32 protein-coding genes, 1 pseudogene and 1 riboswitch (1 of these 34 cut by a window edge) are annotated in these 26962 nt (G+C 70.2%); of the genes and pseudogenes, 26 read left to right on the top strand and 7 right to left on the bottom strand.

Annotation, left to right across the window (positions count from 1 at the left end):
- The first annotated feature begins 72 nt into the window (after positions 1–72).
- Positions 73–513: a response regulator gene (locus tag DEIGR_RS18515; protein WP_058979894.1), complete on the top strand. Its 441-nt coding sequence runs from the start codon at positions 73–75 to the stop codon at positions 511–513.
- 202 nt (positions 514–715) lie between these two features.
- Here the strand turns inward: DEIGR_RS18515 and DEIGR_RS18510 are convergent, their stop codons facing one another.
- Entirely contained in the window at positions 716–1894 is a 1179-nt protein-coding gene (locus DEIGR_RS18510) for a PAS domain-containing sensor histidine kinase (protein WP_058979892.1), read from the bottom strand.
- A gap of 252 nt (positions 1895–2146) precedes the next feature.
- On the opposite strand from DEIGR_RS18510, the gene DEIGR_RS18505 reads away from it, so the two are divergent.
- The 9 genes from DEIGR_RS18505 to DEIGR_RS18465 all read left to right on the top strand — a co-directional run bounded on the left by DEIGR_RS18505 (position 2147) and on the right by DEIGR_RS18465 (position 10509).
- Positions 2147–3097 (top strand): tyrosine-type recombinase/integrase, encoded by a 951-nt coding sequence (locus DEIGR_RS18505; protein WP_058979890.1) that lies wholly within the window; start codon positions 2147–2149, stop codon positions 3095–3097.
- 174 nt (positions 3098–3271) lie between these two features.
- A riboswitch (SAM riboswitch) is annotated at positions 3272–3445 on the top strand.
- A 178-nt stretch (positions 3446–3623) separates the two neighbouring features.
- Positions 3624–3824 carry a hypothetical protein gene (locus DEIGR_RS18500; protein ID WP_058979888.1) on the top strand — a complete coding sequence of 67 codons (201 nt, stop codon included), beginning with the start codon at positions 3624–3626 and terminating at the stop codon, positions 3822–3824.
- Positions 3825–3899: 75 nt separating this feature from the next.
- The gene (locus tag DEIGR_RS18495) at positions 3900–5132 is read left to right on the top strand and encodes an LLM class flavin-dependent oxidoreductase (protein WP_083524321.1); all 1233 of its coding nucleotides are present in this window, start codon (positions 3900–3902) and stop codon (positions 5130–5132) included.
- Positions 5133–5212: 80 nt separating this feature from the next.
- The gene (locus DEIGR_RS18490; RefSeq protein WP_058979886.1) at positions 5213–6196 is read left to right on the top strand and encodes an aliphatic sulfonate ABC transporter substrate-binding protein; all 984 of its coding nucleotides are present in this window, start codon (positions 5213–5215) and stop codon (positions 6194–6196) included.
- On the top strand, positions 6193–7020 hold the full coding sequence (locus DEIGR_RS18485; protein ID WP_058979884.1) for an ABC transporter permease subunit: 828 nt from the start codon (positions 6193–6195) through the stop codon (positions 7018–7020). The genes DEIGR_RS18490 and DEIGR_RS18485 overlap by 4 nt, the downstream gene beginning before the upstream one ends.
- The gene (locus DEIGR_RS18480; RefSeq protein ID WP_083524320.1) at positions 7017–7751 is read left to right on the top strand and encodes an ABC transporter ATP-binding protein; all 735 of its coding nucleotides are present in this window, start codon (positions 7017–7019) and stop codon (positions 7749–7751) included. Before DEIGR_RS18485 ends, DEIGR_RS18480 begins: the two co-directional genes overlap by 4 nt.
- Before the next feature lie 368 nt (positions 7752–8119).
- Positions 8120–9058, top strand: a complete 939-nt coding sequence (locus tag DEIGR_RS18475) for a methionine ABC transporter ATP-binding protein (protein WP_083524319.1) — start codon at positions 8120–8122, stop codon at positions 9056–9058.
- Positions 9055–9711, top strand: coding sequence for a methionine ABC transporter permease (locus DEIGR_RS18470; protein ID WP_058979881.1), 657 nt, complete (start codon positions 9055–9057; stop codon positions 9709–9711). The genes DEIGR_RS18475 and DEIGR_RS18470 overlap by 4 nt, the downstream gene beginning before the upstream one ends.
- A 27-nt stretch (positions 9712–9738) precedes the next feature.
- Positions 9739–10509, top strand: coding sequence for a MetQ/NlpA family ABC transporter substrate-binding protein (locus DEIGR_RS18465; RefSeq protein WP_058979880.1), 771 nt, complete (start codon positions 9739–9741; stop codon positions 10507–10509).
- A 152-nt stretch (positions 10510–10661) separates the two neighbouring features.
- On the opposite strand, the gene DEIGR_RS20665 is transcribed toward DEIGR_RS18465, so the two are convergent.
- Together DEIGR_RS20665 and DEIGR_RS18460 are read right to left on the bottom strand one after the other, a co-directional pair.
- Complete coding sequence (locus tag DEIGR_RS20665; RefSeq protein ID WP_153013958.1) at positions 10662–11105, bottom strand: hypothetical protein; 444 nt, start codon at positions 11103–11105, stop codon at positions 10662–10664.
- A gap of 202 nt (positions 11106–11307) precedes the next feature.
- Complete coding sequence (locus DEIGR_RS18460; RefSeq protein WP_058979877.1) at positions 11308–12699, bottom strand: NAD-dependent succinate-semialdehyde dehydrogenase; 1392 nt, start codon at positions 12697–12699, stop codon at positions 11308–11310.
- 204 nt (positions 12700–12903) lie between these two features.
- On the opposite strand from DEIGR_RS18460, the gene DEIGR_RS18455 reads away from it, so the two are divergent.
- The 5 genes and pseudogenes from DEIGR_RS18455 to DEIGR_RS21405 form a co-directional block, all read left to right on the top strand.
- Entirely contained in the window at positions 12904–13467 is a 564-nt protein-coding gene (locus DEIGR_RS18455; RefSeq protein WP_058979875.1) for an RNA polymerase sigma factor, read from the top strand.
- The gene (locus tag DEIGR_RS18450) at positions 13455–13886 is read left to right on the top strand and encodes a hypothetical protein (protein ID WP_153013957.1); all 432 of its coding nucleotides are present in this window, start codon (positions 13455–13457) and stop codon (positions 13884–13886) included. The genes DEIGR_RS18455 and DEIGR_RS18450 overlap by 13 nt, the downstream gene beginning before the upstream one ends.
- Positions 13876–14883 (top strand): transposase family protein, encoded by a 1008-nt coding sequence (locus DEIGR_RS20070; protein WP_083524336.1) that lies wholly within the window; start codon positions 13876–13878, stop codon positions 14881–14883. The genes DEIGR_RS18450 and DEIGR_RS20070 overlap by 11 nt, the downstream gene beginning before the upstream one ends.
- Positions 14884–14940: 57 nt before the next feature.
- Positions 14941–16050 carry an IS1 family transposase gene (locus tag DEIGR_RS21185; RefSeq protein WP_456151381.1) on the top strand — a complete coding sequence of 370 codons (1110 nt, stop codon included), beginning with the start codon at positions 14941–14943 and terminating at the stop codon, positions 16048–16050.
- A 30-nt stretch (positions 16051–16080) separates the two neighbouring features.
- Positions 16081–16251: pseudogene (locus DEIGR_RS21405) on the top strand (transposase); the annotation flags it as partial.
- Between the two features lie 112 nt (positions 16252–16363).
- On the opposite strand, the gene DEIGR_RS20655 reads toward DEIGR_RS21405, so the two are convergent.
- Positions 16364–16663 carry a hypothetical protein gene (locus DEIGR_RS20655; RefSeq protein ID WP_058979871.1) on the bottom strand — a complete coding sequence of 100 codons (300 nt, stop codon included), beginning with the start codon at positions 16661–16663 and terminating at the stop codon, positions 16364–16366.
- A 50-nt stretch (positions 16664–16713) separates the two neighbouring features.
- Between DEIGR_RS20655 and DEIGR_RS18430 the strand changes: the two genes are divergently transcribed.
- The 6 genes from DEIGR_RS18430 to DEIGR_RS18405 all read left to right on the top strand — a co-directional run bounded on the left by DEIGR_RS18430 (position 16714) and on the right by DEIGR_RS18405 (position 21595).
- Entirely contained in the window at positions 16714–18915 is a 2202-nt protein-coding gene (locus tag DEIGR_RS18430; protein WP_058979869.1) for a PAS domain-containing sensor histidine kinase, read from the top strand.
- A 62-nt stretch (positions 18916–18977) separates the two neighbouring features.
- The gene (locus tag DEIGR_RS18425; RefSeq protein ID WP_058979867.1) at positions 18978–19295 is read left to right on the top strand and encodes an ArsR/SmtB family transcription factor; all 318 of its coding nucleotides are present in this window, start codon (positions 18978–18980) and stop codon (positions 19293–19295) included.
- Between the two features lie 9 nt (positions 19296–19304).
- On the top strand, positions 19305–19766 hold the full coding sequence (locus DEIGR_RS18420) for an arsenate reductase ArsC (protein WP_058979865.1): 462 nt from the start codon (positions 19305–19307) through the stop codon (positions 19764–19766).
- A 1-nt stretch (position 19767) separates the two neighbouring features.
- Positions 19768–20454: an MIP/aquaporin family protein gene (locus tag DEIGR_RS18415; protein WP_229782237.1), complete on the top strand. Its 687-nt coding sequence runs from the start codon at positions 19768–19770 to the stop codon at positions 20452–20454.
- Positions 20451–20882 (top strand): arsenate reductase ArsC, encoded by a 432-nt coding sequence (locus tag DEIGR_RS18410; protein WP_058979861.1) that lies wholly within the window; start codon positions 20451–20453, stop codon positions 20880–20882. The genes DEIGR_RS18415 and DEIGR_RS18410 overlap by 4 nt, the downstream gene beginning before the upstream one ends.
- A complete protein-coding gene (locus DEIGR_RS18405; RefSeq protein WP_058979859.1) occupies positions 20879–21595 on the top strand; it encodes a metallophosphoesterase family protein in 717 nt (238 codons plus the stop codon). Before DEIGR_RS18410 ends, DEIGR_RS18405 begins: the two co-directional genes overlap by 4 nt.
- Before the next feature lie 286 nt (positions 21596–21881).
- Here DEIGR_RS18405 and DEIGR_RS18400 read toward each other — a convergent pair whose 3' ends face one another.
- Positions 21882–22367: an arsinothricin resistance N-acetyltransferase ArsN1 family A gene (locus DEIGR_RS18400; protein WP_058979857.1), complete on the bottom strand. Its 486-nt coding sequence runs from the start codon at positions 22365–22367 to the stop codon at positions 21882–21884.
- A gap of 91 nt (positions 22368–22458) precedes the next feature.
- Between DEIGR_RS18400 and DEIGR_RS18395 the strand changes: the two genes are divergently transcribed.
- The 5 genes from DEIGR_RS18395 (at position 22459) to DEIGR_RS18380 (ending at position 24769) form a co-directional block, all read left to right on the top strand.
- A complete protein-coding gene (locus DEIGR_RS18395; RefSeq protein WP_058979973.1) occupies positions 22459–22923 on the top strand; it encodes a MarR family winged helix-turn-helix transcriptional regulator in 465 nt (154 codons plus the stop codon).
- Positions 22924–22937: 14 nt separating this feature from the next.
- Entirely contained in the window at positions 22938–23357 is a 420-nt protein-coding gene (gene arsN2, locus DEIGR_RS18390; protein WP_236704979.1) for an arsenic resistance N-acetyltransferase ArsN2, read from the top strand.
- Between the two features lie 347 nt (positions 23358–23704).
- Positions 23705–24028 (top strand): ArsR/SmtB family transcription factor, encoded by a 324-nt coding sequence (locus tag DEIGR_RS18385; RefSeq protein ID WP_058979854.1) that lies wholly within the window; start codon positions 23705–23707, stop codon positions 24026–24028.
- Positions 24025–24177 carry a hypothetical protein gene (locus DEIGR_RS20970; protein ID WP_160329969.1) on the top strand — a complete coding sequence of 51 codons (153 nt, stop codon included), beginning with the start codon at positions 24025–24027 and terminating at the stop codon, positions 24175–24177. Before DEIGR_RS18385 ends, DEIGR_RS20970 begins: the two co-directional genes overlap by 4 nt.
- Positions 24178–24223: 46 nt before the next feature.
- Positions 24224–24769 carry a DUF6428 family protein gene (locus tag DEIGR_RS18380; protein WP_058979852.1) on the top strand — a complete coding sequence of 182 codons (546 nt, stop codon included), beginning with the start codon at positions 24224–24226 and terminating at the stop codon, positions 24767–24769.
- 104 nt (positions 24770–24873) lie between these two features.
- Here DEIGR_RS18380 and DEIGR_RS18375 read toward each other — a convergent pair whose 3' ends face one another.
- Together DEIGR_RS18375 and DEIGR_RS18370 are read right to left on the bottom strand one after the other, a co-directional pair.
- Positions 24874–25467 carry a DUF1990 family protein gene (locus DEIGR_RS18375; protein WP_058979850.1) on the bottom strand — a complete coding sequence of 198 codons (594 nt, stop codon included), beginning with the start codon at positions 25465–25467 and terminating at the stop codon, positions 24874–24876.
- 280 nt (positions 25468–25747) lie between these two features.
- Positions 25748–26962, bottom strand: the 3' portion of a protein-coding gene (locus DEIGR_RS18370) for a xanthine dehydrogenase family protein molybdopterin-binding subunit (protein WP_058979848.1). The gene runs 909 nt beyond the window's last position; only the last 1215 of its 2124 coding nucleotides appear in the window; its start codon lies off the right edge, out of view — the gene reads right to left on this strand; it ends in the stop codon at positions 25748–25750.

Genomic DNA, 26962 nt, shown 5'->3' with positions numbered 1-26962 from the left:
AAGAATGGACAGTCGCCCCCCCTATGTCCAGTCAGTTTTGGTTCTGACCACCGGCGTGTCACGCTGGGTGACATGGTCACACCTGCTCCCGCGCGGCACCTTCAGGTGCTGCTGATCGACGACGAGCCCGCGGCCTGCCTGCTCGCCAGCATGGCCTTCGAACCCCAGGCCGACCGCGCCCAGCTGCGCACCCTCGACGATCCCGCTGCCGCCATCCCCTGGCTGCACGCGGCCGCGCGGGCCGGCACCCTCCCGGACGTGATCCTGCTCGACCTGTTCATGCCGACCGTGTCGGGACTGGCGATCCTGCAGGCCATCCAGGCGTCCGAGCCGCTGCGGCACCTGCGGGTGGTGGTCCTGGCGACGTCGGACGACCCGCAGGATATCGACGCGGCGTACCGGGCAGGCGCGACGAGCTACCTGACCAAACCTGGCGTCTTCACGGCATTCGAGGTGCAGGTGGATACGCTCGTCACGTACTGGCACGGCATCTTCGACGGCCTGAACCCCTGAACGAACGCGGACGGGTAGGCAGGCCGCGTCAGCTTCAGCGTCAGTCACCGCGCGAGGAGGTCGTCCTCGCTCAACGGCCAGTTCCAGCCGAATGCAGAGGCCACCGCTTCGTCCAGTTCAATGTGGGCCTCCACGAGCGCCGTCACAGGTAGACCGCCTCTGCCGAGACCCAAGCGCCGAACGCGGCGTCCACGGGGACGCATCAGTCGATTCCGGCAGGTCCGGTCCCCGCAGGGAGACGAAGGGAGAACGTCGCCCCGTCCCCCGGATGCCCGGTCGCCCAGACGCTCCCCCCATGCCGCTCCACGATCCGCTTGACGTTCACCAGACCCATCCCGACGCCCTGGAAGTCCCGGTCGTCATGCAGCCGCTGGAACGCCCCGAACAGCCGGTGCGCGTACCGGGCGTCGAAGCCCGCCCCGTCGTCCTGAACGAACACCACCCAGTCGCGCCCGTCGCGTTTCGCGCCGACCTCGATCCGCGCCTGCTCCCGGCCCGAGGTGTACTTGATGGCGTTCGACAGCAGGTTCTCGAACGCCAGGCGCAGCAGGTCCGGGTCACCCGGCACGGTCGGCAGGTTCCCCGTCACCCAGTCGATCCGGCGGCCCTGCGTGTCCGGGTCCAGATTCACCCAGGCACGCTCCACCACCGCGTGCAGGTCCACCGGCTGGACGCGCAGGGCCACCTGTGACGTGCGGGCCAGACCGAGCAGCTCGTCGATCATCTGTGCGAGGCGACCCGAGGCGCCCTCGAGGATGTCCAGGATGCGGCGGTCGTCGTCCACGAGGCGCGGCTCGGCGCGGCGGCGCAGCAGCTGCAGGTACCCGCGCAGGTGCCGGATCGGCGCGCGCAGGTCGTGTGACACCGCGCCGATGAACGCGTCGAGTTCCCTGTTCTCCGCTCTCAGCCCGGCGGTCTTCTCACGCACGCCCAGCGCGACTTCCTGGTCGAGATCCCCGGCGCGGATCTCGGTGAGGCGCTGCGCGGTGACGTCGGTATGCACGACCGTGGCGTAGCGGACGCCCTGCGCGTCGAAGGGGCGGACCTCCACGCGGTACCAGCGCTGCCGGGTGGGACTGTGACAGGGATACTCCAGCGAGTAGCCCTCGGCGCGGCCACCGAGGACGTCGCGCAGGCCCTGGGCGACGAGTGGGCCCTCGTCCGAGGAGGGTCCGTCGGCGCGGTCACAGGCGCCCAGGTAGTTCGCGCCGACGCCGCAGGTGCTCTCCTCGCCGCCGTTGCCCTGCATGAAACGCGTCCAGGCGTCGTTGACGGCGACGATCTGTCCGTCCGGCCCGAGGATGGCGATGGTGTCGCCGATCGCGTCCAGCGCCGCCTGAACGGCCTGCACGGGCAGGAGACTGAGCGTCGCGTGGGTCATGAGCGCAGTAGACCGCGACTCGCCTCTGGCTGGGTGAGGCGCGGTTTGGTCAAGTCGTCACGCGGTCTGCGGGGCTCAGCGGGCCAGGACCGGGGCGTGCGCAGCTGCGTGGCCAGGAGCGGAGGGAATCCTCAGACCTGTTGAGCAGTAGAGGTCGGAGCAGGTAGGTTCAAGGGTGTTGCGGCTTGAGAAGCTGAAATCCAGCTCGTCTGTTTCACACTAATGTCATTTAGTGCTAAACTGACGCCCAGCATGACCCTCGTCCGGCGCAGCGACACCCTCGCCCTGGCCAACCTCACCGATCAGGCCCTGCGGGTCCGGGCGGTCGAGGCGGCCAGCACCTACGACACCGAGACGCTCGTGCAGGTCACCCAGGCGTACATGACCACCGGCAGCCGCAAGGGCGCCCGCACCAGCGCCAAGACCCTCGCCGCCTACGCCCTCGCCGTGCGCGACTTCGTCCCCTGGGCCCAGGCCAGCGGCGTGCAACTCCTGCGCCCCGGTCGGCGTGACGGCGGGCGCTACGTCGCCCAGCTCCAGACGCGCCCCACGCGGGGCCGCGGCAAATCCGGGACGCTGTCGGCCGCCACCGTCGCCCAGTACGTCGCCGGGGCCCGCGCCCTCTACCGCGCCCTGCGCTGGGCCGGTGCCACCGACGCGCAACCGTTCGAGGACGCCCACGTCCCCCCGGACCCCACGCCCGGCATCGTCAAGAACCCGCCCTACATGCGCGAAGTCGAGGACGTCCTCGAGCACTGCGACCCGCGACTCGCCGCACTCCTGATCCTGTGCGCCCACGCGGGCCTGCGCGTCACCGAAGCCCTCACCGTCCGCGCCGGCGACATCCAGGGCGCCCAGCTCACCGTGCACGGCAAGGGCGGCAAGACCCGCCGCGTTCCCCTGGGCCGACGGGTGCGCGCAGCCCTGCACGGCCTCGCCCCGGTCACACCAGAGGGGCACCTGTTCGACTGGCAGTACCACCACGTCCAGTACCGCATGCGCAAGGTCTTCGCCGCCGCCGGTCACCGCTCCGCCTGGCGCGGCTTCCACGCGGCCCGCAAGCACTCCGGCACGCGCCTGTACCGCGCCACGAAGGACTTCACGCGCGTCGGCCTGTTCCTCGGGCATTCCTCGGTGGACACCACCCGCAGGTACGTGGCCATGGAGGACAACGACGTCCAGAACGAAGTCGAGGACTTCTGAGCCCGTGTGTGGTACGTCCTTTTGGTCTGCTCCCCGAACCTCGAACGGTGACGGGTCTCTGCCCGAATCTGCGCAGACTGTGGGGCCAGCCCAGCGGAGCTCGCCTTTTCCCGAACCCCCTAAAGTTGACAAGATTTGTAATCTGCTTTAGGGTACGTCCAACCCTGCACAGGGTCACTATCCAGAGCGGCCGAGGGAACAGGCCCGGCGACGCCGCAGCAACCAGGAGTCACATGAAGCAGCTCAACACACCACCCGCCGGCCGCGCCCTCCAGGGCCGCCCCCGCTGTTGTTGACCTGAATCCTCCCACGGTGCTTCACGCCTGCCCGAACCGGGAACGATAGCGGCGAGCGCCCCCGCGCGCCCCCGACAAAGGACAACCCATGACGCGATGTCGCCCCAGCTGAGACGGCCGTCCACCCGGCGGCCCGGTCTTCCCCTCCACCTGCCCAGCGCCGACCGGCTCCCGCGGCCCCCTGGCGCCGCGCCGACCGGTCCTGCGCGCCCTTTCCTGGAGCCCCTGCCATGACGGAAACCCTGCATGTCCGCTGGAAACCCGGCACGCTCGACACGCTGCTCGTCACCTCACCGCACGGCACACTCGAATGGAACGTCCTGATCTTCGAGCGCGTGTACGGCCGCGCGCACCTGAGTGCCCTGTACCTCACCGGGCGCACGCAGGTGCAGCGCGCCGCCCACCCGGCCCTGCGCGCCAGCGCCGCCTGACCTGAAGCCGTGCCCCGCCCCTGACTGACCCCCTGAGACCGGGTCAGGTCCTCCCCGCTACCCCCAGGAGCCCACATGACGCACACCGACCTGACGGACCACACTCACCCCACCCCCCCCTCGCTGTACTGGTTCATTCCCTCCGGCGGCGACGGCCGCCAGCTGGGCCAGCCCAGCCGACCGGCGCACTTCAGTTACCTCTCGCAGGTCGCGCAGGCCGCCGACGTGCTGGGGTTCGACGGCGCGCTGCTCCCCACCGGCGGCACCAACGAGGACACCCTGGTGGTCGCCAGCGCCCTGTCGAGCCTCACCCGGCAGCTGCGCTTCCTGGTCGCGCTGCGCCCCGGCCTGCTCTCCCCCGTCCTGGCCGCGCGCCTGACCGCCTCGCTCGACCGGATCAGCGGCGGCCGCGTGAACCTGAATATCGTGTCCGGCAGCGGCAACTTCGACTTCGAGGGCCTGAACCTCACGCAGGCGCAGCGGTACGCCCTGACCGGCGAGTGGCTCGGCGCGTTCCGCGCGCTGCTGCGCGGTGAGACGGTCACGCAGCGCGGCGAGTACGTTCAGCTGGAAAACGCCCGCGCCCTGCTGCCCAGCGTGCAGCGCCCCTACCCGCCCATCTACTTCGGGGGCAGCAGCCAGCCCGCGCTGGAGGTCGCCGGGGAACACGTGGACGTGTACCTCAGCTGGGGCGAGCGGCCCGAGCAGCTGCGGGAGAAGTTCGAGCAGGTGCGCGCCGAGGCCGCCCGGCACGGCCGCCAGGTGCGCTTCGGGCTGCGCGCCCACGTTATCGTGCGCCCCACCGAGGAGGAAGCCTGGGCCGCTGCCGAGCACCTGATCGCCGGGATCAGCGACGAGCAGATCGCGCAGGCCCACCAGGCCTTCTTGCAGAGCGCCTCCGAGGGGCAGCGCCGCCAGAGTGAACTCAACGGCGGCACCCGCGACTCCCTGCGGGTCGGGAAGAACCTCTGGGCGGGCGTGGGCCTCGTGCGCGGCGGAGCCGGCACCGCCTTCGTCGGCAGTCCCGAGAACGTCGCCGCCGCGCTGCGCGAGTACCAGGCGCTCGGAGTCGAGACGTTCATCCTCAGCGGCTACCCCCACCTGGAAGAAGCGTACCGCGTGGCCGAACTGCTGTTCCCCGCACTGGGGCGCACCAGTCCCGTCTTCACGCCGCGCGACGGGCAGCCCCTGACGCACACCAGCACCCCCAGCGCCCACGGGCCCAGCACGCACGCCCCGGCCCTGCGCGCCGAGCCGGTCCTGGCCGACGCGGCCCCCAGCGACGTCGGCCGCTTCCGCAGCATTTAAGCGCCTCCTTCCCCTTGTCCCTCTGCGGGAGGGGGCCCTCATCCCCGCCCCCTCCATTCCCAATCCCTCTGGAGACTCCCATGACCACCCGACCGCGTTCCGCTGCCCTGACCCTCACCGCCCTCGCCCTCGGCGCGCTGTCCACCGCGCAGGCCGTCACCTTCACCATCGGCTACCAGAAAGGCGGCCTCCCGAACATCCTCAAAGCGCGCGGCACCCTCGACAGGTACGCCGCGCAGGGCATCGACTTCCGCTGGGTGCTGTTCACCGCCGGGCCGCCCCTGCTGGAAGCCGCCAACGCCGGCGCCGTGGACTTCGGCAGCGTCGGCAACGCCCCGGGCGTGTTCGCCCTGGCGGGCGGCGCCGACCTGAAATACGTGGGCGTGACCGTCAACCACAACGACACCACCGAGGCCGTCATCGTGCCGAAGAATTCCGGCATCCAGAAGGTCGGTGACCTGAAAGGCAAACGCATCGGCGTGGCCCGCGGCAGCAGCGCGCACGCCTTCCTGTATGGCGTGCTGCGCAGCGCGGGCCTGACCCTGGGGGACGTGACGGTCGTACCCCTGCTCCCACCCGACGCGCGCCCGGCCTTCGAGAACGGCAGCATCGACGCCTGGGCCATCTGGGACCCGTTCCTCACCACCGCCCTGCAGGGCAGCGGCGGGCGTGTCCTGCGCGACCACACGGGCCTCGGGCGCGGCGACAACTACCACCTCGTGCCGGGCAGCGTCCTGCAGAACCCCGAGAAGAAACGCGCCCTGCAGATCCTGCTGGCCGAACTGGAAAGCGCCGCGAACTGGGCGAACGTCAACCGCCAGACGGTCATCAACCAGTTCAGTGACGAGCTCGGCATCCCCAGGAGTGTCCTGGCCGTCACCGTCCCCAAGAGCGTGCCGTTCAACATCCGGCCCTTCCGGGCGTCCGACCTCAAGCCCCTCCAGACGCTCGCGGTCGCGTTCCGTGAGGCGGGCGTCCTGCCGCGCGACGTGCCCTTCGGCCCGCAGACGTACGTGACCCTCCCGGCGTTCCGCGCCGCGCTGCCCACCCTGGGACTCAAGTGACGGTCGGCACACGCTCCAGGACCCAGGCGGCAGTCCCCGCCGCGCCCCGCCCGGGCCGCCGCGCCGGGCCGATCTGGCAGGGCGAATGGGTGAGGTGGCTGGTGCCGCTCCTGATCGTGCTGGGCTGGCAGCTGGCCGCCAGCACCGATCTGCTCAACCCGCGCGTCCTCCCGGCCCCCAGCGCCGTCGTCACAGCCGCCTGGGAACTGGCGCGCAGCGGTGAACTGGGCCGCCACTTCCTGATCAGCCTCCAGCGCGCCGGGCTGGGCATCCTGATCGGCGGGGGGCTGGGCTTCACGTTCGGCATCCTGACCGGCACCTTCCGCGCCGCGAACCTGCTGCTGGACACGACCTTCCAGATGATCCGCACCATTCCGAACCTCGCGCTGATTCCGCTGGTGATCCTCTGGTTCGGCATCGGCGAGAGCGGCAAGGTGTTCCTGATCGCCCTGGCCACCTTCTTCCCGGTGTACCTGAACACCCTGCACGGCGTGACGGGCATCGACCCGCGCCTGACCGAGATGGCCCGCGTGTACGGCCTCACCCCGCTCGACACCTTCCGCCGCGTCACGCTGCCCGGCGCGCTTCCGGGCGTGCTGGTCGGCGTGCGCTACGCCCTGGGCATCTCCTGGCTGGCGCTGGTCGTCAGCGAGTCCTTCGGGGCCAGCAGCGGCATCGGCTTCCTGGCCATGGACGCCCGCGAGTTCTTCCGTACGGACGTGATCGTGCTGGCCATCGTCATCTACGCCCTGATCGGCAAGGCGGCCGACGCCTCGGTGCGCCTTCTGGAGCGCCGCCTGCTGCCCTGGAAGGTGAGCGCGTGACCGCCGCACCCGTCCTGAGCGGTCCCCTGACGGCGGCCGGGGTAGCCATCGACCTGCGGGACCTCAGTGCCGCGTACGGCGAGCGCGTCATCCTGCGGGACCTGACCCTGAGCGTCGCCCCCGGGGAACGCGTGGCGCTGGTCGGCGCGAGCGGCGGCGGCAAGACCACCCTGCTGCGCGCCCTGGCGGGCCTGACCCCCACCAAGGGCACCCTGAGGGTCGGCACCGGCGCGCCCGTCCGCACGCGGGTCATGTTCCAGGAAGACCGCCTGCTGCCCTGGCTGGGCGCGCTGGACAACGTCGCCCTGGGCCTGCCCCGCCCGGACCGCTTCCGCGCCGCGCGCGCCCTGCAGGACGTGGGCCTCGCCGGTCGGGAACGCGCCTACCCGCACGAACTCAGCGGCGGGCAGCGCCAGCGGGTCGCCCTGGCCCGCGCGCTCGCCCACCGCCCGGACCTGCTGCTGCTCGACGAGCCCTTCGGCGCCCTCGACGCCCTGACCCGCGCGGACATGCACGCCCTGCTGGGCACCCTCCTGACCGACACGGGCGCCACCACGCTGCTCGTCACGCACGACCTCGAAGAAGCGCTGAAACTCACCGACCGCGTGTTGCTGCTCGCCGACGGACGCATTCTCGAAGACCTGCGTGTTGCGCTGCCGCACCCCCGGCGCCGCACCGACGTGGAAGACCTGCGCGCCCGACTGGAGGAGCAGTTGCACGGATGCTCGTGACGGTCGTCCGTGTCGTGACCAGAGCGGCGCGCGGTGAAGCCGCGGACTGGACGATCAGCCCACCGCTGTCCCGCATCATCAGTTGACAGAATCGGTCAACTGGTCTAGAGTCTCCTCCGGCTTCACCGAAGCCACCTTTATCCAGAGTCGGCGCGAGGTCACTGGACCCATGACCGCCGCAGCAACCAGCCCTCATGACGGCGGGTGCTTTCCAGCCCTGCGCGCCCCAACGATGACCCCGGGCCGCAGATCGGGTAAAGGAAGGGTGCACCTCACTGCAACGCACGATTGCCGTCCCCTTCCCGAGCGACCAGCCCAGGAAGGGGACGTCTGCCGTTCCCTCCGCCCATACCGACCGGAGGTCACCCGTGCCCGACCCGCACGCCCCGGACGTCCTGGCCTTCCAGAACGTCTGCAAAACCTATCCCGGCCAGCCCCGCCCCGCCCTGGACGACCTGACGCTGCGCGTCCCGCGCGGCAGCCGCATGGGCATCATCGGCCGCAGCGGCGCCGGCAAGAGCACCCTGGTGCGCCTGCTCAGCGGCCTCGACACGCCCGACGCCGGCGAACTGCGCGTGCGCGGCGAGGTGCTCGGCCCGGCCACGCGCGCCGCGCACCAGGCGCGCACCGGCCTGGTGTTCCAGCAGTTCAACCTCCTCGCGCAGCGCACCGTGCTGCGCAACGTGACCCTGCCCCTCGAACTGCGCGGCGTGCCCCGCGCCCGCCGCGACGCCCTGGCCCGCGAGCAGCTTGGTCTGGTGGGCCTCGGCGACTACGCCGGGCGGTACCCGGCGCAGCTCAGCGGCGGACAGAAGCAGCGGGTCGGAATCGCCCGCGCGCTCGTCACCGCGCCGGACCTGCTGCTCGCCGACGAGGCCACCAGCGCCCTCGATCCCGAGACGAGCGCCGGCATCCTGCAGCTGCTGCTGGAATTGCAGCGCGAGCGGGACCTCACCCTGGTGATCGTCACGCACCAGCTCGAGGTCGTGCGGGCCGTGACCACCCACGTGGCCGTCCTCGAAGGCGGGCAGCTCGTGGAAAGCGGCGAGACGGGGGCCGTGCTGCGCGACCCGCGGCACACGGCCACCCGCGCCCTGCTCGACGCGCACCGCCCGCAGGTGACGCTCGCACCGGGCGAGACGCTGCGGCGCGTGACGCTGCCGGACCTGACGGCCGGCACGCTCGCGGCCCTGGCCCGCAGCGGCGCGCGCCTCGTGCAGGCCGAGCCGCACCCGCAGGGCGTGGACGTCTGGCTCGCCGCGCCGGCTACGGAGGCCGCGCCGCAGCCCGGGGCGGTGCCCGCATGACCTGGGAGACCCTCTGGCCCCTGCTGGCCCAGGGCACGCTGGATACCCTCTGGATGGTCGTGCCCGCCGCGCTGTGCGCGCAGCTGCTCGGCACGGCGCTGGGCGTGCTCCTCACCCTCACCCGCCCGGGCGGCCTGCACCCGCTGCCACCCCTGTTCCGGGCACTCGACGCGGTCGTCAACGTGGGCCGCAGCCTGCCGTTCATCATCCTGCTGGTCCTGCTGATTCCCTTCACGCGCCTGATCACCGGCACGAGCATCGGCGCCACCGCCGCCATCGTCCCGCTGACCGTCGCGGCCATTCCCTTCGTCGCCCGCCTCGTCGACGGCGCCCTGAAAGACGTCCCGCACGGCGTGGTGGACGCCGCGCGCGCCACGGGTGCCACCACCGCGCAGACGGGCTTCAAGGTGCTGCTGCCCGAGGCGCGGCCCGCGCTGATCCACGCGTTCACCGTCATGGTCGTCAGCCTGATCGGCTACAGCGCCATGGCGGGCGCGATCGGCGGCGGCGGCCTGGGTGACCTCGCCATCCGCTACGGCTACCAGCGCTTCGAGACCGGCGTGATGTTCGCCACCGTCGCCGCGCTGCTCGTGCTCGTGCAACTCACGCGGTGGGCCGGCGACCGCGCCGCCACCCGCAGCGACCACCGCTGACCCCCGCACCCCCCAAGGAGTTCAATCATGCGTTCTACAGCCCTGCTCGGCACCCTGCTGCTCGTCTCCACCGCCTCGGCCGGCACCCTGCGCGTGGGCGCCACGCCCGTCCCCGCCGGGGAACTGCTGACCTTCGTCAAACCCATCCTGGCCCGGCAGGGCGTCACGCTGGTCATCCGGGAATTCAGCGACTACGTGCAGCCCAACGTGGCCCTCGGCGAGGGCGCGCTGGACGCCAACCTCTTCCAGCACGTCCCGTACCTGAACGCCTTCCAGCAAAACCGCCCGCTGAACATCGTGCCGGTCCGCAGGATCTACCTGCCCCCCCTGGGCCTGTACTCGCGCCGCGTCACGCAGGTGACCGAGCTGCGCCGGGGCGCCACCGTCGCCATCCCCAACGATCCCAGCAACGGCGCCCGCGCGCTGCTGCTCCTCGAACGCACCGGACTGATCCGCCTCAAGGCCGGCGTCGGCACGGCCGCGACCGCGCTGGACATCACCAGCAACGTCAAACGCCTGAAGTTCCGCGAGATCGACGCCGCGCAACTCCCGCGCACCCTCGCGGACGTGGACGCCGCGATCATCAACACCAACTACGCGCTGGACGCCGGGCTCAACCCACTCAAGGACGCCCTGACCCTCGAAGGCGCGAGCAGTCCCTACGCGAACCTGCTGGCCGCCAAGCCCGCCACGCTGAAGAACCCTGACTACCTCAAACTCGTGGCCGCGCTGCGCAGCCCCGCCACGCGCACCTTCATCCTGAACACCTACAAGGGCGCCGTCGTTCCCGCGTTCTGATACGGGATGAAATTGACTTGCTTCCGACTTGAACACGCTCCGTTGTCCCCTCTCCCCCTGTGGGACTCGGAGAGCTGCGCAGCAGAGAGGGAGGGAGGCGCGAAGCGACGGAAGGGTGAGGGGGCCACCGGGCGACTCCGAATGATGTGGAATCACTTGAATCCCGTATGATACGGACTCCGGTTGAAAGGTTTGCAAAAACTTTCAACCCGAGCGGAGCGAGCAGGAGAGAAACGGGTTCCGGACGTGGAGTTGACAGATCGGTGGTGTTCCGATCTGTCAACGAAACAAACGGAATCCGTATGAGCCGTTGGCGCGCCGCGCGTCCATCTGGGACCGAGGCCCTGGTGGGCGTGCAGCACGCTGAGCCCGAAGCCCGTCAGCCCGTACCGGCGGTACTCGACCGGCCCGATCTGCCAGGTGCTCAGCAGTTCGGTCAGGGCGCGGCCCTCCAGGGTGTCCAGGTCGTGGTCGGTGACGACGCTCCCGGCCACGCACGTCTCCGTGTCTGCGCGGCGCCCCGTCACGCTGGTGCGTTCGACCAGGCTGCACAGGCTGAGCCAGGACAGCAGTTGAAGTTGCGAGGGTGTGAGCATGGCGGTCCCCAGATCATGCCGCTGAGCCGCGCGGGTGATCGGCGGGTCCGCTCACGGTCGACCGTGGCCCGGGAGTGCCGGTGCGAGGGTCAGCGCGGGACGCGGGGAGACCGCGGCAGCCGCACACTCGCCCGGCCTCGCCGGTGGGACTCACGGGCTGCCCGGCCTGGGGCGGCCTGAGGCGCGGGCCGCCCGATCCGGGTCATTCGGTCTTGCTGTGGTGGGCGCCGCCGGGCGCGCCGATGGACACGCTCTTGATGTTCACGAACTGCAGGATGCCGTACCGGCCCAGTTCACGCCCGAAGCCGCTGTTCTTCACGCCGCCGAACGGCAGGCGCGGGTCGCTGGCGACCATCGAGTTGATGAACACCGACCCCGCCTCGAGGTCCGCGACGAAGCGGTCCCGTTCGGCCGCGTCGGTCGTCCAGGCGCTGCTGCCCAGCCCGAAGGTGGTGGTGTTCGCCAGTTCGACCGCCTCGTCCAGGCTGTGCACGCGGAAGATCAGCGCGACCGGCCCGAAGGTCTCCTCCCGCCACACGGCCATGTCGGGGGTCAGCCCGTCCAGGGCGGTGACCGGGTAGTAGTTCCCTGGGCCCTGCGGCACCTGCCCGCCGACGCGGACCCGCGCGCCTTTGCCGACGGCGTCCTGCACCTGCGTGTGGATGTCCTCGCGGATCTGCGGCGTGGCGAGCGGGCCGACGTCGGTGCCGTCCAGTTCGGGATTCCCGACCTTCAGGGCACGCAGGCCCGCGACGAACGCGTCCGTGAAGGCGTCGTACACGTCGGCGTGCACGATGAAGCGTTTGGCGGCGATGCAGCTCTGGCCGTTGTTGATGGTGCGGGCGGTCACGGCGGTCTTCGCGGCGAGGTCGAGGTCGGCGCTGGGCATCACGATGAACGGGTCCGAGCCGCCCAGTTCCATCACCGCGGGTTTGAGTTCGCCTCCGGCGGTGGCGGACACGGCCCGCCCGGCACCCTCGGATCCGGTCAGGCTCACGGCGGTGACGCGCGGGTCTTTCAGGACGGCCTCGACCTCGCGGCTGCCGATCAGGAGGGTCGTGAACACACCCGCCGGGAAGCCCGCCTCGCGCAGCACATCCTCGATGGCCAGGGCGCAGCCGGGCACGTTGCTGGCGTGCTTGAGCAGCCCGGTGTTCCCGGCCATCAGGGTCGGCGCGATGAACCGGAACGCCTGCCAGAACGGGAAGTTCCACGGCATGACGGCCAGCACCACGCCCAGCGGCTGGTACGTGACGTAGGCCTCGTCCGCGTCGGTCCTGACGGGCTCGGGCGCCAGGAACGACGCGGCGTGCTCGGCGTAGTACCGGCAGGCGGACGCGCACTTCAGGACTTCCTGCCGCGCGGCTTCGAGGGTCTTGCCCATCTCGCGCGTGGCGAGCAGCGCGAGCTCCCCGGCGCGGCGTTCGAGCACGTCGGCGGCGGCGTTCATCCACGCGCGGCGCTGCTCGAAGGAGGTGCGGCGGTACTCCGCGTAGGCGGCGTGCGCGGCGGTGATGGCGGCCTGCACCTGCTCGGCGGTGTGGTCCTCGTAGGTGGCGAGGGTCTCGCCCGTGGCTGGATTGACGCTCTTCATGCCCCGTTATAGTCCGCGCGGACAGGTCGCCACTGTATGGAAGCGTCAGATGACGCCTGGATGAAGACCCCGCGGGCGGCGGGGCGCCGCGTCGGCCGCTCGACCGGCACCCGTGAGGATGGCGGAGCGGAGCCCTCCGGGGCCGGACCACACCCGGAGGGACCTGCCCGCCGGTTCCGGCACCCGTTGAACCTCCGGGCGGCCGTGGCCGTGCTGGACGCGGCGCTGGCGGGCCGACTGGTCCGGCGGGACGAGGCGGCCCTGGCGGAGATCTACGACGCGCACGCGGCCGCCGTGTTCGGCGTGCTGGTGCACCTGCTGGATCACGCGACGGCGCAGGAGGTGCACCAGGACGTGTTCGTGCGCCTGTGGGACCGACCGGAGGCGTTCGATCCGGCGCGGGCCGGGCTGCGCGCGTACCTGCTGGTCATGGCGCGGTCGCGGGCGCTGGACCGGCTGCGGGGCGCGCGTGTCACCGTTCCTCTGCACGGGGAGGACGGCGTGACCCTGCCCCTGCCGGACGGGCGGCCCAGCCTGGCGCGGCTCAGTGAGGACCGCGCGCGCCGGGACTGCGTGCACGCGGCGCTGTCCGGACTGTCGGGCGCGCACCGGGAGACGGTGGAGCGCGCTTACCTGCGCGGGGAGTCCCGTGAGGAGATCGCGCGGGCGATGGACGTGCCGGTCGGGACGGTCAAGAGTCGACTGAGTTACGCCCTGAAGCATCTCAAACGTCACCTGGGAGAGGAGGGCGGCGCGTGGCTGGACTGACGGACTGCGGCATCATGACCGAACACCTGGACGCGTACGTGGCGCGGGGCGAGGCGTTGACGGCCGCGCAGGAGGCGCACCTGCGCAGCTGCGAAGCCTGTCAGGCCGACCTGCGGCTCCTGCAGGCGCTGCAGGAGGCGCTGCTGGAGGCCACGCCGGCTGCGCCGCCGCCCCCGGCACTGCGGGAGGTGATCCTGGCCGCCGCGCGGCCCACCGCGGCGGAGCCCGCGCGCACGCCGCGGCGCCGCTGGTGGCCGGCCGCGCTGAGTGCTGCCGCGGCCCTGACGGGCGCGCTGACGCTGGCGGCGCTGCTGCAGTCCGGCAGCACGCTGGCGGTGCTGCCAGACCCGGCCGTGGTGGTCAAGACCTGTTGCGCAGTAGAGGTCGGAGCAGGTAGGTTCAAGGGTGTTGCGGCTTGAGAAGCTGAAATCCAGGGGGCGGTCCTTTGAACGGCTGGTGGGGTTGAGTCCTGCCGAGTTCGACCAGCTGCTGATTGAACTGGAGCCCTTGTGGGAACGGAGTCATCACCGCTCCCTTGCCCGCGCCGGACGGGTCCGGCGCATCGGAGCGGGCAACACCTTCAAGCTCGACCTCAGCCAGCGGCTGCTGGTGACGCTGCTCTATCTGCGACAGTACTTCACCATGCATGTTCTGGGCATCCTGTTCGATCTGGACGCGGCGAACATCTGCCGGAACATCCACGCCCTGCTGCCGGTCCTGGAGCAGGCGTTGCCTGCTCCCCTCCGTCCCCGGACGCTCCAGGCCGAGCCGGATAACGCTCCTGGAGGGGTGAGCAGGAACCCGAGGAAAATACGCTCGCTGGAGGAGTTTCTGGATATCTTCCCCGAACTGACCGACGTGATCGTGGATGGGACTGAGCAACCTCGCGGGCAGCCGAAAGTGAAGAAGGGGGAGAACCCCGGCAAGAAGGCGGTCGGGCGACCAAAGGACAAGAAGCGCTTTTACAGCGTCAAGAAAAGGACCCACACCCTGAAAACCCAGGTGGCGGTGACGCCCGAAGGACAGATCGTGCACATCAGTGCGACCGCCAGCGGTCGCACCCACGACATGAAGGTGCTGCGACGTTCCCGACTGATGAACCGACTGCCCAGGCACGTCCGGCTGTGGGGAGACCGGGGCTATACCGGAATGGAGAAGGTCTATCCGGACTGGGAAACCATCGTGCCCGCCAAACGACCGAAGAACGGCGAGTTGAGCAAGGAGCAACGTGAGCTGAATCGGCTGATCTCCAAGGTGCGGATCAGCGCTGAGAATGCCATCGGCCGCATCAAGAAATTTCGCGTCTGCAAGGAGTTTTTCAGGAATCAGACCTCACAGCACGGCGTGATGTGGGGGTGTGTCGCTGGGCTCATCAATCTCCGTTGGCAACGCCGCCACCACCTCTGCACGCCCTGAGCACAGGGACAGCTCAGCAGGGAGTCGTGGACCGACTCCCTGCCGACCCTTCAGCTACTGCGCAACAGGTCTTCAAAAGAGCTCCCACTCGAGCGTTTCGTCTGTCAGAACCCCGCCTGTCCAGCCCAGCACCACGCGCAACGCGGCACCATCAAGCTCCGCAGACGATACGGCCCGCACCGCCGACGACTCCTCAAGTGCACCGTGTGCAGTGCGGAATTCAGTGAACTCAAAGGCACGCCCTACTGGAATGCCCGCTGCGCCCAGGACACCGTTGATGCCGTCGTCGAACATGTCACCCACGGCAACAGCTTCGTCACCACGGGCCATCTGGTCGGCTGTCACCGCACCACGGTCGCGCGCATCGTCCGCGTTGCCGGAACCCACGCGCGACACCTCCACGACCTGAATGCTCGTGACCTGAAGGTCACGAGCATTCAAGCGGACGAACGCTACGGATTCGTCGGGCGCAAGAAAGAGGCGGTATGGGACGCGACCGTCATCGATCCCAGCAGCAAGTTCCTCATCCAGGGCGAGATCGGCGAGCGCACTGCGGCTCTGACCCAGTCGCTCCTCATGCACGCCAGAGCACGCCTGACAGATCCGCATGGACTCGTGCTGTTCACCGATGGGTTTCTGTCGTACCAGACGTTGTTCCCTGAAGTGTTCGGCAGGCCGTATCGGCCTGCCAGACAGGGATCACGTGGTCGATTCCCGAAGACCGCCTACCGGATCCCGCGTTCCGCAGCCCATGTCCGGATCATCAAGGAGTATTCCGGGAAGCGCGTCGTGAACGTGCGCACCGAGATCGCGGCTGGCACTCAGGTTCGCGTGAACGAGGAGTTGCAGCGGTTGGGGTACCACAAGCCCAACACCTCGGCTGTGGAGCGTCAGAATGCCACGGCACGGCGGATGAACCCGCACCTGGCGAGGAAAAGCCTCGCGTTCGCGAGGCTGAGGATTCACCGGGAGAGCCTGGCTCATCTGGTGCAGGGGATCTACAACTGGTGCCGAGTTCACCGGGGTCTGCGGAGCAAGCTCGACGTCCCAAAGGGACGTCAGCTGTTCCTCCAGCGCACACCGGCCATGGCCATCGGGCTGACCAATCACGTCTGGAAGGTGCGGGACTGGCTCTCACAGCCGCAGGGCGTCTCCTGTCGGGCATAGTTCCAGCCAACTACCCGAGATGGCGAGGCTCTGATCATCGCCAGTAACGCGGGGTCAGTGACGACGATCCAGACGCGATATCGCCGGAGGTTCCTGATCGAATGCCTCTTCAGAGCACTGAAGAGCAAGGGCTTTCAACTGGAGGGGACACACATGACGCTCCACGATCACGTGGAGCGCCTGCTGTGCCTGTTGACGTTGACGTACACGTGGTGCGTGCTGGTCGGGATCACGTTGGACTGCCCGAAGAAGGCGCATGGTCGCCGGGCGTGGAGCGTGGTGAAGATGGGCTTGCGGGAACTGGTCCGGTCATTCAGCCGGGAGTCATCACGCCTGTGTGACTTGATCCACCTGTTGGTGCCGTCCCAGACGAAATCGCCGGAAAGTGTCGGGTACTGTGGAGCACCATGCGGACGCTGTTGGCGTTCCTGGCTTTCATCTGACCCATGGCGGCCGACCACTTGTCGGTGTACCAGGCGTACGGGAAGTTGATGACCTGGAAGATGAACGGCACGCCGTTCGCGTCGACCAGTTTGCCGTTCGAGACGTACAGGCCGGCCGCGGCCTGCGCCTGCAGGGGAGCCGCCGGCGTGCCCGCCGCGCCGATTCGCACCGGGCACGATCACCGCGGGCCGTCATCGCGCTACCCTGGACGGCAGTGCGATGACCGGCGAGCCCCCCACACCCGATACACCCTTCCGTGACGGCGGTGAGATGGGCGCCCGCACGCGCACCTACGACTGGGCGTCCACGCCGCTCGGGCCGCTCAGCGCGTGGCCCGCGGCGCTGCGCACGGCCGCGGACCTCACGCTCTCGTCCCGGCAGCCCATGTACCTCGCGTGGACCGGCGACCTCATCGCGCTGTACAACGACGCCTACCGCCCCATCCTCGGCACCGACCGGCACCCGGCCGCGCTGGGCCGCCGCACGGCCGACATCTTCGGTCAGGACGGCTACCCCGAGGTCGAAGCCATGTTCGAGGCGGCGCTGCGCGGCGAGAGCGCCGCCTTCGAGAACCAGCTGGTGCCGCTGCACCGCCACGTCGCGCTGGAGGAATGCTACTTCGACGTCAGCTACACGCCCGTGACCGTCGAGCAGCGTGTCGAGGGCGTCTTCTGCACCGTCACGGAAACCACCGAGCGGGTGCTCTCGGCGCGCCGCACCCGCACCCTCGCGGCGCTCACCACCGCGCTGCTGGGCGTCACCGATCCTGACCTCGTCACGCTGGCCGCCGCCGACGCGGCCGGTCACAACCCGCACGACCTGCCGTGCCTGTGGCTGTCCGTCCCCGACGGCCGCGGCGGCCACCACACCCGCCACGCCGGACTGCGCGGCGACCAGGCGGCCGGAACGCTGGCGGCCCACGCCGGGCCGCACGCGACCGGGGCGCAGGTCGTGACCGTGGACGGCCTGCACGCCGGACCGTGGCCCGAACCCGTGACCCGCCTGATGATCCTGCCGCTCACGTCACCGGACCGTCCTGACCCGCCCGGTGTGCTCGTGGTCGGCCTCAACCCCCGCCGCCCACTGGACGACACGTACCGCGACTTCCTGCACCAGTTCCGTGATCAACTCGCGTCCGCGCTGCATACCGCGCGGCTCGCCATGGACCTGCAGCGCCGCAACGCGGAGCTCGACGCCCGCAGCCGCGCCCTGCAGGCCGTCGAGGACTGGACCCGTGACCTCACCGTCGACCTGTCCCCCGACGACCTGATCGGGCGGGCGCAGGAACGGCTCGGGAGCCTCATCCACCTGGACGCCGCCGTGTACTACGAACGCGACGGGGACCGCTGGTTCGTCCGGGGGATGTTCGGCCAGTACGGCAACGCCGACCTGCAGCGCGAACACGAGCGGGGCCTGCCCCACGCCACCACCGGCAACCTGCGCGTTCCCGCTGAGACGGGCCAGCCGTACTACCAGGACGTGTACGACGCCGCGACCGACCACCTCGCGCCGCACATGACGCACGTGACGGCGACCGCCATGGTGCCCCTGCGGACGTCGCGGGGCGTGCGGGGCATCTTCGGACTGGCGGTCTTCGGGCGCGTCGGCTGGTCAGAGGTGGACCGCACGGTGATCGAGACGGTGGGCGGCAGCCTCAGCCTCGCGCTCGACCGGACCGAGCAGGTGGACGCCCTCGCGCGTGAGCGCGAGCGGCTCGCCCGGCAGGCCGAGGCGCTCGCCAGCGCCAACGAGGAACTCGAGGCGTTCACGTACAGCGTCTCGCACGACCTGCGCACGCCCGTGCGGCACATCCGCGGCTTCAACGACCTGCTGCGCCGTTCCGTCGGCGACCGCCTCGACGCCCGCGCCAGCCGGTACCTGCACGTGGTGGACGAGGCGGCTGGGCGCATGAACACCCTGATCGACGCGATGCTGGACCTGTCCCGCACGTCCCGGCAGCCCCTGCGGGCCGGTGTGGTGGACCTCGGGGCGCTCGTGGCGTCCACCCGCGCGGAAGTGGAGGTCGACGCGCTGGACCGCCACGTCACGTGGCACGTGGGCCCGCTGCCCCTGGTCACCGGCGATCACGACCTGCTGCGCCAGGTGACGCTGAACCTGCTGTCCAACGCGCTCAAGTACACGCGCGGCCAGCCGGACACGCGGATCGAGGTGTGGGCGGAGGAGCGGCCGCGCGAGTGGGCGGTGTTCGTGCGGGACAACGGCGCGGGCTTCGATCCGCGCTACGTGGACAAACTCTTCGGCGTCTTCCAGCGGCTGCACCGCGCCGAGGACTTCGAGGGCACCGGCGTGGGCCTCGCCAACGTCCGCCGCATCGTCATCCGGCACGGCGGGCAGGTCTCCGCGCAGGGCCGCCCCGGTGAGGGCGCCACCTTCGGCTTCACGCTCCCCCGCACGCCCTGACCGCGCCGGGGGCCGCCCTCCCGGCTGCGGGCGGGCCACATCGCAGCGATTAGACTGGATGCGTGACCAGCCTGACGTCCCCTGTGCTCGACCAACTCAAGGCGCTGGCGCAGGACACCCGCTACGCGCTGATCCGTCACCTCGCGCCGGGCGAACGCTGCGTGTGCGACCTCGAGGCGCTGCTGAACCTGCCGCAGTCGAAGGTCTCCTACCACCTGGGCGTCCTGCGGGACGCTGGGCTGGTCACCGCCGAGCAGCGCGGTAAGAACATGTACTACGCCCTGAACCGCGCGGCGCTGTACCGCCTGGGCGGGGACCTGCTGGTGGACCTCCTGCCGGATCAAACAGCCCTGACACATCAAGTCAAATCGGTGTGTTAGCGTCACGGCATGCCCCGCGTCCTGATCCTCTGCACGCACAACTCGGCCCGGTCCCAGATGGCCGAAGCCCTCACCCGCGACGCCGCCCGCCGCCTCGGCGTCGACCTCGACGTGCACTCCGCCGGTACGGAAGCCACCCGCGTCAAGGACGACGCCAAGACCGTCATGGCCGAACTCGGCCTCGACCTCAGCACCCACACCAGCAAGACCCTCTGGGACGTCCCGGACCCGCAGAACTTCGACTACGTCATCACCGTCTGCGACAGTGCCGCCGAAGCCTGCCCCGCGTACCCCGGGCAGACCACCCGCCGTCACTACCCCTTCGTGGACCCCTCGGGCGGCAGCCTCGACCGCTGGCGCGCCGTGAGGGACCAGCAGCGGGCGCAGTTCGGGGCGTTCGTGCAGGCGCTAAAGGACGGGCGGGACGTGCCCCCCACGTATGAAGATAGTCCCGCCGTGCCGGTGGCCTGAGGTGAGCGTTCCCCTCTCCCGCGCCGCCGCGGCGGAAGGCCTGGGCACGTTCGCCCTGGTGTTCTTCGGCCCGGGCGCCGCGGTCGTGCAGGCCCAGACGGGCGCCCTGGGTCACCTCGGCGTCGCGGCCGTCTTCGGCCTGACCGTCACGGCGGTGATCGCCGCCCTGGCGCCCATCAGTGGCGCGCACATCAACCCGGCGGCGACCTTCGCCCTGACGCTGGCCGGGCAGTTCTCCAGAACGCGCGTCCTGCCGTACGTCGTTGCTCAACTGATCGGGGCGTCCCTGGCCGCCTTCACCCTGCTGGCCCTCTTCGGCCTGAAGGGTAACCTGGGCGTCACCCTGCCTGCTGGCAGCCTGACCCAGGCGTTCATTCTTGAACTGATCCTGACGTTCTTCCTGCTGCTGGTCGCGCTGCGCTCCGGCCTGCCCTGGGTGGTCGGCGGTGTCGTCGCCCTGGAAGCCGCGATGGGCGGCCCGATCACCGGGGCCAGCATGAACCCCGCCCGCTCGTTCGGCCCGGCGCTGGCCAGTGGCATCTGGACGGCGCATTGGCTGTACTGGGCGGCCCCACTCTTAGGTGCGGCGCTCGCGGTCGCTGTGAATCACCTGCTCGCGCCCACCGCCCCGGTCGAACCTCAGCCGCAGCAGGCCCAGGAATTCGTGCCTGAAGGAGACCCCGCATGACTGACGCACCTCGCCCCATCCGTGTGCTGTTCCTGTGCACCGGCAACACCGCCCGCTCCCAGATGGCCCAGGCCCTTCTGGAACACCACGGCGGCGCACGCTATGACGTGACGTCCGCTGGCCTGGAGCCCGGCACGGTGAATCCCCTGACCGTGCAGGTGCTTCAGGAGCAGGGCCTGCCCACGGACCACCTGCGGGCCAAGGGCGTCAAACCTCTGATCGCTGAGCACTTCACGTACGTCATCACCGTCTGCGACCGCGCGGAGGCGAACTGCCCGATCTTCCCGAACGCCACCTACCGGCTCGCCTGGGCCTTCGACGACCCGGCCGCCGCGACCGGCAGTGACGCCGAGCGCCTCCACGCGTTCCGCCGGGTGCGCGACGAGATCGACGCCCGCGTTCAGGCCTGGGTGACGGCGCGCGCATGAAGATCGCGGTCTTCGGCGACGTACACGGCAACCGCTGGGCGCTCGAGGCGGTCGCCAGGGACATCGAGGTCCATCAGCCGGACGCCTGGGTGAACCTGGGCGATCAGCTGTTCGGCGGCGCGGACCCGGCTGGCGCGTGGCACCTCCAGCAGCAGCTCAGGGCGCAGCATGGCGTTCTGGAGGTGCGGGGCAACACGGACGAGCGCCTCGGCCAGCCGCTGACTGAAACCACCGATAAGCGCGAGATGCTCGCGTGGCTGCATGGCCAGGTGCCGGATGGGGCAGGGGCGTATGTGGCGGCCCTCCCGACGGCCGTCTCCCTGGCGGACGGCGAGGTCCTCGCGGCGCACGGCACGCCGGACTCCACGTGGACGTACCTGCTGCGCGACGGCAAGACCTGGGCGAGTGACGACCTCGTGCGGGGGCGCCTGGGCGACATCGGGAACGCCCGCCTCGTCATCGTGGGCCACTCCCACCTGGAACACGTGCGTCAGCTCGGCCCCGTGACGGTCGTGAATGCCGGCGCGGTGTCCCGGCAGAAAGACGGCTCGCCCCTGGCGCGCTGGGTGCTGCTGGAAGGTGGGGATGGCCTCTGGACGGTGACGTTCCGGCGGGTGCCGTACGACATCGAGGCGGCCGCCCAGTGGGCCCAGGCGCACGCGTATCACGGCCGCAGGGAAGCGGCGCAGCTGCGGACGGGACACACTTCGTGACACCGGTGAGCAGCGGGGCAGATACGGGCTGCCATTGACGTGCTTCCAACGTGAGCGCGCTCCGTTCTCCCCTCTCCCCTTGTGCGGCTCAGAGCGCACCGGAGAGGAGGGCGGCGCGAAGCGACGGAAGGGTGAGGGGGCCACCGGGCGACTCCCGAAGACGTGGAATCACACGGACTCCGATTGAATGGCTGAAAAAGCCGTTCAATCCGAGCGGACTCGCAGAGCTGCGGAGCAGAGCGAGCAGGAGAGAAACGGGTTCCGGGCGTGGAGTTGGCAACCCGTATCACAGCAGTTTTTCGACGATCACCACGTCCTTCCAGACGCCGTCCAGTTGGCCGTGCTGCTCGTAGGTGCCGACCTCCCGGAAGCCCAGGGATGCCAGGAGTGCCCGGCTGGCCGTGTTCTCGGGGAACACGCGTGACACGAGCTTCCAGTACCCGGCGGCCTGCGCGGCGGGGATCAGGGCCTGCATGGCCGCCCGCCCGGCACCTGCGCCCCGCGCTGCGCGGTCGACATACACGCTGAACTCGGCGATGCCGGCGTAGCAGTCGCGCGGCCGGTAGAGGCTGGTGCTGGCAAAGGCGGTCACGTGGCCTCCACGGTCCACCACCACGATGGGATGAGCGCCGTCGAACCAGGGCGTGATGTCCTGGGCGGTGCGGGGGCGGGTTTCGAAGGTGCTGCTGCGGTCCTCGATGCCCTGGGTGTAGATGCGGGCGATATCGGCGGCGTCGGCAGGCGTGGCGGGGCGGGTGCGGTGCAGGGTCATGAGGGCCTCCAGATCGTTGATATTGACAATGACTTCCTCTCAGAAGTACGTTCTTCACAGATCGTTGTCAAGTGCACCAAAAGGAGTGGGGATGACCCAGGACGCCAGCGACCTTCTGCGCCGCATCACGCGGCTCCACACCACCCTCCAGCAGCACACCGCCAGCGGCTGCGGCATCCACAGCCTCACCCGCTGCCAGATCCTCACCACCCTGAGCCGGGCAGGACCGCTGAGTCTCGCGGATCTCGGCCGTCACCTGGGGGCCGACAAGGCCTGGATGAGCCGCAACGTGGACGAGCTGGCCCGTGCAGGCCTGATCGACAAGCAGGCGGGGCAGCCCGACCGGCGCGTGGTGGTGCTCACCCTGACCCCGGACGGCCAGGAACAGGTGAACCGCCTGAACGCGGCACTGCGCCAGCAGTCCGCTCGCCTCCTGCGCCGCGTCCCCCCAGCCGACCAGGCCAGCGTGCTGCGGACCCTGGAACTCCTGGCCGAGGCCCTGGAGGCCGAATGCGCCGGCGCCGCAGAGGACGGTGGATCACGCGCCGCCCCCTGACCTTCCGGGAAGCCATGGCCGCTGATCTCCCCGCCCTGGACACCCTGCTGACCGCGGCTGAACTGTCGCCGGAGGGGGTTGAGACTCATCTCGCCGACTTCGTGCTGGCGATTCAGGGGAACGAGGTCGTGGGGATGGCCGGCCTGGAACGATACGGTCCGCACGGGCTGCTGCGCTCGGTGGCGGTGCGCGCCGATCACCAGGGCCGGGGGATTGGACAGGCGCTGACGCGGCTCATGGTTGAGCGGGCCACGGCGTCGCGGCTGGAGACCCTGACGCTGCTCACCACCACGGCCGCAGACTTCTTTCTGAAGCTCGACTTCCACCCGGTCACGCGCGACGTGCTCCCGGCCGCACTCCGGGCGTCGCCGCAGCTGCAAGGAGGTTGTCCTGCGTCCGCCACCGTAATGCACCTCCCCCTCAGGCAGCGGTGACCTCGCGGCTGGACACACGGGCCACTGGCGCCGGTCATCGTTCGCCCGGGTCCTGGGCGAGCCGGGCAGTCCGGTCACTCTTTCCTCGGACAGACTGGCGCGGCCCTTCGCGAACGTCGTGTGCTCCGCGGCGTTGAGCGCGTCACTGGGGCACTGGACCGGCAGGGGGAGTCGGTGGCGGTGTCTATCTCCCTCTCGGACGCTGCCGGGGCGGCACGACGTGGGGTTGAGTGGAGTGCAGGGCGCAGGGTACGACGAGGCGGTCGTGCTCCGGCAACTGCGCGGGCGGTCCGGGGCGCCCCCATCCTCCCATTGACATTCTTCGATGGTTTAGGTAGGTTGCATCCATGGATTTCGATGGAACCGCGGCCGTGTTCAAGGCGCTGGGCGACGCACACCGCCTCAGGGCCCTGCACTTCCTCGCCACCGCTGACGCGGGCTGCTGCTCCACCGGGCAGGGCGTCTGCACCTGCGACGTCCAGGAACGCCTCGGCCTGAGTCAACCCACCACCAGTCACCACATGAAGATCCTTGTCGAAGCCGGGCTCGTCACGAGTGAAAAGCGCGGCAAATGGACGTACTACACCCTCAGCGCCCACGGTCTGCACCTCGCCCGCACCGCCGTCAGTGCCCTGCTGGCCGCCGTGCCGCAGCCCCAGAAGGCCGTATGAACGCCCTTACCCTTCAGTTCGTCGCTCTCGCCCACCACCAGGACCTGCTGCGGAACGCCGAGCAGGCCCGCCGGGCGCTCCTCGCCCGTCCGGCGCCTCCCGTGATCGTGCAACTCCCGGTGTCGGGCACGCCCTGCCTCACCTGCTGATTCATTTGCCCTCATCCACCGAAGAATGTCAATAAGGAGCCCAGCCATGACCCAGACCGCCCCCATCCCCGGCCTCAGCGAGCACACCACCACAGGCGCCCTGATCACCGCCCTGCGCACCCTGCCCCAACGACCCCTGCAGTTCCACCTGCATGGGACCCTACTGGTCCCGGCGGGTTACCACGTCACCGAGGTCAAAGCCGTCACCATCGAGGCCATGGACTGCGGTGGGCACGCCAACGCCTGGCGCGAGACGGTCATTCAACTGATGGACGGCAACGCCGAAGAGGCCAGCGCCGGATTCATGACCAACCGGAAATTCCTCGCCATCTACGACCGCGTCACCCGGCACATCCCCGTGCGGGCCGAGGCCGAGGTGCGCGTCGAATACGGCAACGCCAGCAATCCGGCCGTGCACTACCACATCACGCACGTTGACCATCAGCCCGACGCGATCACCGTGCACCTGCGCCCACCGGGCGTCCAGTGCAAAGCCGGGGACGCCTGCGGTCTGCCCACAGCGGCCACCAGTGACCGCTGCGAACCCGCCTCCGGCTGCTGCGCCCCCCAGGCGCCCATCACGCTGGACTGACGGTCCTGCGGCCACAGCACACACGTTCACTCCGGTCCCGACCACGGCGCTCCAGTCCGCTGTGAGATGACCCGCGGGCGCCCCTGACCCGCTGGCGTGAATCGTCAGGGCCACTCGACGGTCGTGGTGCCATGCCCGACCTTCCGGCCACCGCTGCGCCGGAGAACGCGCCGCAGGCCCGCCTCCCAGGTGAGCCGCTGCAGGATGCCCACACCGCAGAGGTACGCGACGCGGTCAACCCAGCTGCTGGCCCGCACCTGCGACGTGACCTGCAGGCGGTACCGGCCCTCGCCCAGCGGGCGGTAGTGGAACTCGATCCAGCCGGACTCCGAGTGCTGCCGGAGTGTGCCCAGCCGGAACCCGTCGGGTCGGACGTCGGTCACCTCGACCCGCGCGCGCCGCACGCCCAGCATGAGAATGGCGAACCGGTCACCTGGCCCGGTCCGCCCAGGCGAGGACCGCACGCGCCGGAACCGGGCCAGCACGCGCGGAATCGTGGCGGGCAGGCGCTGCAGCGTGTCGTCCATGAGGTCCGGCATGCTCCGCTCCGGGTGCGCGAGATCCACCCAGTACGTCCGGCGGGTCACCGGGCCGACCCCATCGGCCTCACGCGTCCGGGTCCAGCCGCGCACGGGAAGTCGCAGGACACGCGTGCCGTACGCGACAGTCAGGAGAGCCACGAAACGCAGGACGTTCATGACTCCGCCGGGTGGACGGGCGTGACGGCTGGTGGGTGGGCCATGCCGCCATTGTCCACCGTCCTGCCGCGCGAACATGTGCAGCTACACAACTTCTGGACGGTCAGTTCTCATCCGTGCCGCCTACCCGCCGCCGCACACCGGACTGGCCGGGGCTCACAACGATGATCCGGGATCAGGGGCGTGGGAAGGGCTGACCTGCCGCCTGATGTCCGGTTCGCGCCATGTGACCGTCCGGTCTGCCCGGCGCTTGCCTCATGTGCTCGTCCGGCGCTGGCGTTCAGGGCGTGCGGCCGACCGGGTCGGCGTCCGCCGTGAGCAGCCTGTCGGGCGTGAACGGCAGGGCGCGCAGGCGCTTGCCGGTGGCGTTGTAGATGGCGTTGCCGATGGCAGCCGGGACGCCCACGATGCCGATCTCCCCGATGCCCTTGGCGCCGGTCGGTCCGAACGCGTAGTCGGGATGTTCGATCCAGCGGGCCTGGATGTCCGGCACGTCGGCGTGCGCGGCGATGTGGTAGCCCGCCAGGTCGCGGTTCACGACGTGCCCGTAGCGGGGGTCGAGGTAGCTCTCCTCGTGCAGCGCCGCGGAGAGGCCCATGGTCATCCCGCCGATGAACTGCGAGTTGGCGGTGCGGGGGTTGATGATGCGGCCCGGGTCGTACACGCCCAGCAGGCGGGTCACGCGGACCTCGCCCGTCACGCGGCTGACCCTGACTTCCGCGAAGTGCGCGCCGAACGCGTGCCGGCTGTACTTCCGGAAGTCCCTGGGGCGCAGACCACGGGCCTGCACGCGCGCCCCGTCCGGCGGGGTCGGGCCGTACTTGTGGGTGAACTGCGCCGCGGCGGCCATGATGGAACTGCCCCAGGTGTAGGTGCCCATGCTGCCGCCGGCGCCCATGGCGAGAGGCAGGTCACTGCGGCCGATCTCGAGGTGGATGCGGTCCACGCCGACCTGCAGCGCGTCCGCGGCGATCTGCGCGAGGATCGTCCAGGCGCCGGTGCCGATGTCGCTGGCCTGCAGCTGCACGTGGTAACGCCCCTGCCGGTAGTGCACGGCTGCCCAGGTGGAGAGCAGGTGCTGGTCCGGGTAGGTGGACGCCGCGACGCCCATCCCGTAGTGCCACTCGCCGCGGCGCCGGGTGGCGGTCGGCGGGCGCTGGTCCCAGCCGAACAGCCGGGCGCCCTCGGTCAGGCACTGCGTCAGGTGACGGCCGCTCCACGGGCGGCCCGTCTCGGGATCCCGCGCGGGTTCGTTGCGCCGGCGCAGCTCGATGGGGTCGAGGTCCAGCGTGACGGCGAGTTCGTCCATGGCGGTTTCCAGCGCGAACATGCCCGTGAATTCCCCCGGGGCGCGCATGAACATGCTCGCCGGGATGTCCAGCGGGACGGCGCGGTGGGTCGTGCGCCGATTGGGCGCGGCGTACATGATGCGGGACGCGGTGGCGGTCTGCTCGACGAATTCCTTCCAGCGGGCGGTGGGCGCGACCGCGTCGTG

The organism is Deinococcus grandis, assembly GCF_001485435.1.
Taxonomy (GTDB): domain Bacteria; phylum Deinococcota; class Deinococci; order Deinococcales; family Deinococcaceae; genus Deinococcus; species Deinococcus grandis.
This window is presented reverse-complemented; position numbering and strand designations above follow the sequence as displayed.

Bases quoted from the DNA above. Each gene is read 5' to 3' on its own strand.
- DEIGR_RS18380 (WP_058979852.1), top strand. From the start codon at position 24,224: ATGACCCAGACCGCCCCCATCCCCGGCCTCAGCGAGCACACCACCACA.
- DEIGR_RS18460 (WP_058979877.1), bottom strand. From the start codon at position 12,699: ATGAAGAGCGTCAATCCAGCCACGGGCGAGACCCTCGCCACCTACGAG.
- DEIGR_RS18470 (WP_058979881.1), top strand. From the start codon at position 9,055: ATGACCTGGGAGACCCTCTGGCCCCTGCTGGCCCAGGGCACGCTGGAT.
- arsN2 (WP_236704979.1), top strand. From the start codon at position 22,938: ATGGCCGCTGATCTCCCCGCCCTGGACACCCTGCTGACCGCGGCTGAA.
- DEIGR_RS18430 (WP_058979869.1), top strand. From the start codon at position 16,714: ATGACCGGCGAGCCCCCCACACCCGATACACCCTTCCGTGACGGCGGT.
- DEIGR_RS20970 (WP_160329969.1), top strand. From the start codon at position 24,025: ATGAACGCCCTTACCCTTCAGTTCGTCGCTCTCGCCCACCACCAGGAC.
- DEIGR_RS18420 (WP_058979865.1), top strand. From the start codon at position 19,305: ATGCCCCGCGTCCTGATCCTCTGCACGCACAACTCGGCCCGGTCCCAG.
- DEIGR_RS18495 (WP_083524321.1), top strand. From the start codon at position 3,900: ATGACGCACACCGACCTGACGGACCACACTCACCCCACCCCCCCCTCG.
- DEIGR_RS18385 (WP_058979854.1), top strand. From the start codon at position 23,705: ATGGATTTCGATGGAACCGCGGCCGTGTTCAAGGCGCTGGGCGACGCA.
- DEIGR_RS18405 (WP_058979859.1), top strand. From the start codon at position 20,879: ATGAAGATCGCGGTCTTCGGCGACGTACACGGCAACCGCTGGGCGCTC.
- DEIGR_RS18510 (WP_058979892.1), bottom strand. From the start codon at position 1,894: ATGACCCACGCGACGCTCAGTCTCCTGCCCGTGCAGGCCGTTCAGGCG.
- DEIGR_RS18500 (WP_058979888.1), top strand. From the start codon at position 3,624: ATGACGGAAACCCTGCATGTCCGCTGGAAACCCGGCACGCTCGACACG.
- DEIGR_RS18490 (WP_058979886.1), top strand. From the start codon at position 5,213: ATGACCACCCGACCGCGTTCCGCTGCCCTGACCCTCACCGCCCTCGCC.
- DEIGR_RS18410 (WP_058979861.1), top strand. From the start codon at position 20,451: ATGACTGACGCACCTCGCCCCATCCGTGTGCTGTTCCTGTGCACCGGC.
- DEIGR_RS18375 (WP_058979850.1), bottom strand. From the start codon at position 25,467: ATGAACGTCCTGCGTTTCGTGGCTCTCCTGACTGTCGCGTACGGCACG.
- DEIGR_RS18465 (WP_058979880.1), top strand. From the start codon at position 9,739: ATGCGTTCTACAGCCCTGCTCGGCACCCTGCTGCTCGTCTCCACCGCC.
- DEIGR_RS18515 (WP_058979894.1), top strand. From the start codon at position 73: ATGGTCACACCTGCTCCCGCGCGGCACCTTCAGGTGCTGCTGATCGAC.
- DEIGR_RS18395 (WP_058979973.1), top strand. From the start codon at position 22,459: ATGACCCAGGACGCCAGCGACCTTCTGCGCCGCATCACGCGGCTCCAC.
- DEIGR_RS20665 (WP_153013958.1), bottom strand. From the start codon at position 11,105: ATGCTCACACCCTCGCAACTTCAACTGCTGTCCTGGCTCAGCCTGTGC.
- DEIGR_RS18400 (WP_058979857.1), bottom strand. From the start codon at position 22,367: ATGACCCTGCACCGCACCCGCCCCGCCACGCCTGCCGACGCCGCCGAT.
- DEIGR_RS18505 (WP_058979890.1), top strand. From the start codon at position 2,147: ATGACCCTCGTCCGGCGCAGCGACACCCTCGCCCTGGCCAACCTCACC.